The organism is Delftia sp. ZNC0008, from assembly GCF_000799035.1.
Lineage (GTDB): Bacteria > Pseudomonadota > Gammaproteobacteria > Burkholderiales > Burkholderiaceae_C > Comamonas > Comamonas tsuruhatensis.
This window is the reverse complement of the sequence record NZ_JTKZ01000625.1, coordinates 1-4,071: the sequence shown is the minus strand read 5'-3', so window position 1 is coordinate 4,071 and position 4,071 is coordinate 1. Positions and strand designations below refer to the sequence as shown.

General features: G+C 67.4%; 4 protein-coding genes. 3 read left to right on the top strand and 1 reads right to left on the bottom strand.

Annotation, left to right across the window (positions count from 1 at the left end; translation table 11 throughout):
* A partial coding sequence (locus tag L995_RS20525; RefSeq protein ID WP_047473348.1) for a sigma-70 family RNA polymerase sigma factor occupies positions 1 to 407 on the bottom strand: 407 nt, incomplete at its 3' end.
* A gap of 230 nt (positions 408 to 637) precedes the next feature.
* On the opposite strand from L995_RS20525, the gene L995_RS20520 reads away from it, so the two are divergent.
* The 3 genes from L995_RS20520 (at position 638) to egtB (ending at position 3,970) form a co-directional block, all read left to right on the top strand.
* The gene (locus tag L995_RS20520; protein WP_016449200.1) at positions 638 to 1,252 is read left to right on the top strand and encodes an OmpW/AlkL family protein; all 615 of its coding nucleotides are present in this window, start codon (positions 638 to 640) and stop codon (positions 1,250 to 1,252) included.
* Positions 1,253 to 1,614: 362 nt separating this feature from the next.
* Positions 1,615 to 2,673 (top strand): L-histidine N(alpha)-methyltransferase, encoded by a 1,059-nt coding sequence (egtD, locus tag L995_RS20515; protein ID WP_047473347.1) that lies wholly within the window; start codon positions 1,615 to 1,617, stop codon positions 2,671 to 2,673.
* A complete protein-coding gene (egtB, locus tag L995_RS20510) occupies positions 2,660 to 3,970 on the top strand; it encodes an ergothioneine biosynthesis protein EgtB (RefSeq protein ID WP_047473346.1) in 1,311 nt (436 codons plus the stop codon). Before egtD ends, egtB begins: the two co-directional genes overlap by 14 nt.
* The last annotated feature ends 101 nt before the right edge of the window (positions 3,971 to 4,071 follow it).

The window sequence follows — 4,071 nt, the reverse complement described above, 5'->3', positions numbered from 1 at the left end:
CCGCGTCCTTCCAGGCGGGAGAGCAGAAAGGCGCTGCGGGCCTTGGGCGGCAGGCCGGCCAGCAGGTTGTCCATGCGCACCAGGGATTCGATCAGCAGATGGCGCTCCTCGGCCGAGGGCGCCAGCGGCTCGGGCAGGCTGGCGATGGCGTCCAGGCAGGCGCGCTCCAGCGCGGCGCGGCGTGTGTGGTCCACGACCAGGCCGTGGGCGATGGTGGTGAGCCAGGCGCGCGGCTCGCGCACGCCATGCAGGGACTGGGGCTTGCCCAGCACGCGAATGAAGGTGTCCTGGGCCAGGTCGGCCGCATCGCAGGGATTGCCCAGCCTGCGCCTGAGCCAGCCCACCAGCCAGCCGTGGTGGTCGCTGTAGAGCAGGGCGATATCGGGGTGCGAAGGCGCGGCGGCCATGGAGCGGGTTCCTGGGAAAGCGGATTTGATAATGATTCGCATTCTATTTGAGCAATGGCTGCAGCCTGGCCGCAACTGGCCTGCCGCGCATGGCGTTGCATGCATCCAACGCGATCCGGCCATGCGACGGCGCCCACCTTCGGATTTGAGCTAGGACAAGACCGGCCTTGCCTGCCCCTGCTGCAATACAGCTACGGGATTTGCCCCGGGCTACTCCAAGACTCTCCATCATGAAAAGAACTCTGCTCGCCGTTGCTGCCGTTTGCGCCCTGTCGTCGGGTGCCGCCTTTGCGCAGCAGGCCGAAGGCCCCTGGATGGTGCGCGTGCGCGCCGTCCACCTGGACAGCGTCAACAAGGACAGCACGGGCCTGGGCCTGTCGATCAATGACAAGTGGATGCCCGAACTGGACGTGTCCTACTTCTTCACGCCCAACATCGCGGCCGAGCTGGTGCTGACCTACCCGCAAAAGCATGACCTGCGTGCCAACGGCCTGGGTCAGATCGGCAGCCTCAAGCACCTGCCGCCCACGCTGCTGGCGCAATACCACTTCACCAATTTCGGCGCGTTCAAGCCCTACGTGGGCGCCGGTGTCAACTTCACGCGCTTTTCCAGCGTGAACTTCGATCCCGCCGTGCAGGCCGCGCTGAACCCCTCCATCAAGAAGAACAGTTTCGGCGGCGCGCTGCAGATCGGCTTCGACTATGCGCTGGACAAGAACTGGTCGCTGAATTTCGACGTGAAGAAGGTCTTCATCGAGACGGACGTGCGCGCTGGCGGCACCAAGGTGGGCACCTTCAAGGTGAACCCCGTGCTGGTTGGCGTGGGACTGGGCTATCGCTTCTGATCTTCGGATCATGAGCGAGGCACGCGCTGCTTCATCCGGCAGCGCGTAGTGAGGCAAGGATGGGTACTTGGTCCGGTATGCCGTTCGCGGCATACCGGATTTTTTTCGTCCGGCATGCTGCAGCGCACCAGATCTGCAGGTCATGAAAAAGACACGCTCGCTGGAAACTGTCCTACCCGCGTGCCCGGGGCGGGCGCCTAGGCTGGTGCCTCGGCCTGTCGGCGCGCGCCTTGCGAGGCGGGACGCCAGTTTGCAGGCTTCATTCTGGCTGCCCGCCCCCTTGGCGACCGCTCCCCGCTGCAAGGCGGGGGCGCGGCATTCACCATGCTGAGGCGGTCGGCGCACAACGCGAGGCCCCCACCATGCTGTATGCCCACGATCATTCCGTGTCTTCCCCTCCATTGGCCTCGCGCGCCCAGCGCGTGCCCCTGCCCCTGCCTTCGGCTCCGCGCCCACCGGCCGAAGGTGGCAGGAGAGAGGCTGCGCCGGAGCTGGCAGACAGCGCCCTGCGAGCAACCCTGGCCGAATTGCAGTACGGGCTGATGCAGCCGCAGGCCCGGGTCTCGCCCAAGTTTCTCTATGACTCACGCGGCTGCGACCTGTTCGAGCAGATCACGCGGCTGCCCGAGTACTACCCCACGCGCACCGAGGCTGCCATCCTGGCCGACTCCGGTCCGGCCATGGCCGAGGCCCTGCGCGGCAGCGAGGTGCTGATCGAGCTGGGTGCCGGCAACTGCGAAAAGGTGCGCGGCCTGTGCCGCAGCCTGCGTCCACGGCACTTCGTGGGCGTGGACATTGCGGGCGCCTTCCTGCGCCAGTCCGTGCGGCGCCTGGCCGAGGAGTTTCCGCAGCTGCAGGCCCATGCCGTCACGGCCGACATCACCGAGCCGCTGGCCCTGCCGCCCTATATCCCGCAGGCCGGCCGGCTGCTGTTCTACCCGGGCTCGTCCATAGGCAACTTCGACCCTGAACAGGCCCAGCGCATGCTGGGCCAGATGCGGGCCCTGCTCAGCGACGACGGTGGGCTGCTGATCGGCATAGACCTGCCCAAACCCATACAGTGGCTGGAGCCTGCCTATGACGATGCCCAGGGCGTGACGGCGCGCTTCAACCTCAACCTGCTCAGCCATGTGAACCACCTGCTGGGCAGCGACTTCAACGAGGGCGACTGGGAACATGTGGCCTTCTTCAACACCGAGCACTCGCGCATCGAGATGCACCTGCGCGCGCGGCGCCCGCTGATCGTGGGCTGGCCCCAGGGGCTGCGGCACTTCGCGGCCGGCGAGACCATACACACCGAGAACAGCTACAAATACCCGCTGCCCGACTTCCTGGACATGCTGGCCTGTGCGGGCTTCGGTGCCTGCCAGGTCTGGACCGATGAGCGCCAGTGGTTTGCCGTGATCCATGCCAATGCGTGAAATGCCCGCCGTCTTCCGCTGGGTGCAGCGCTACGAGGCCGTGCGCCAGACCACCGTGCTGCTGGCCGCCCCCTTGTCCGCCGAGGATGCCTGCGTACAGTCCATGCCCGATGCCAGCCCTGCCAAATGGCATCTGGCGCATACCACCTGGTTCTTCGAGACCTTTGTCCTGGCCGAGCACGCGCCCGGCGTGCCGCCCTTCGATCCCGACTTCCGCGTGCTGTTCAACTCCTACTACCAGCAGGTGGGTGCGCGGCATCCGCGTGCCCAGCGCGGGCTGCTGACCCGGCCCTCGCTGGCACGGGTGCTGGCCTATCGCGAGGCGGTGGACCAGCGCATGCTGCAGATGTTCGAGGACTGGGGCACGCAGCCGCCTGCGCGGCTGGCCGCGCTGCTGGAGCTGGGCCTGCAGCATGAGCAGCAGCACCAGGAACTGCTGCTGACCGACATCAAGCACCTGCTGTCGTGCCACCCGCTGTGGCCTGCCTATCGAGAGCAGGAAGAGGGCATGCCTGCGCCTGGGCCGGCAGATGGAACGCCTGCCCCGCTGCAGTGGCAGACCGTGCCGCGTGGCATGCATGCCGTGGGCCATGGCGGCGAGGGCTTTGCGTTCGACAACGAGCGCCCGCGCCACGAGGTGTTTGTGCAAGGCTGCGAGATCGCGCAGCGGCCCGTGAGCAATGCCGAGTTCCTGCGCTTCGTCGAGGACGGCGGCTATGCCCAGCCGCAGTGGTGGCTGGCCGAAGGCTGGGACTGGCGCTGCGCGCAGCAACTGGAGCATCCCTGGTACTGGCGGCGCAATGCAGGCGGCGCGTTGGATGGCGCATCGGACGGCACGTGGCAGGAGTTCAGCCTGCATGGCGCGCTGGCGCTGGACGGGCGCCGCCCCGTCTGCCACATCTCGTATTTCGAGGCCGACGCCTATGCGCGCTGGGCCGGTGCGCGCTTGCCTACCGAGGCGGAATGGGAGGCGGCCTTTGCCGCGCCCATGGCGCAGCGCCCCGAGCACGACGAGCCTCCCGGCCCCGTGCACCCGCGCGCCATGCAGCCCGGCAGCCTTGCGCTGGGCGAGGTCTGGGAATGGACCCAGTCCGCCTACGGCGCCTACCCGGGCTTCCAGATCGCGGAGGGCGCCGTGGGTGAATACAACGGCAAGTTCATGGTCAACCAGTATGTGCTGCGGGGCGGCTCCTGCCTCACGCCGCCAGGCCATGTGCGCGCCAGCTACCGCAATTTCTTTCCCACGCAGGCGCGCTGGCAGATGACCGGCCTGCGGCTGGCGCGGGATCCGGCTTGAGCCTGCCCCTGCCGCATCCCCATGCATTGCGCCGCCCGCCGGTGCATGCAGTAGCATCGTCGGCCTCAATGATCCGAGGGAGTTCCATGTTGTTGCGTTCG

Excerpts from the sequence above, each read along its gene's own strand:
- L995_RS20520 (WP_016449200.1), top strand. The coding sequence starts at position 638 with ATGAAAAGAACTCTGCTCGCCGTTGCTGCCGTTTGCGCCCTGTCGTCG.
- egtD (WP_047473347.1), top strand. The coding sequence starts at position 1,615 with ATGCTGTATGCCCACGATCATTCCGTGTCTTCCCCTCCATTGGCCTCG.
- egtB (WP_047473346.1), top strand. The coding sequence starts at position 2,660 with ATGCCAATGCGTGAAATGCCCGCCGTCTTCCGCTGGGTGCAGCGCTAC.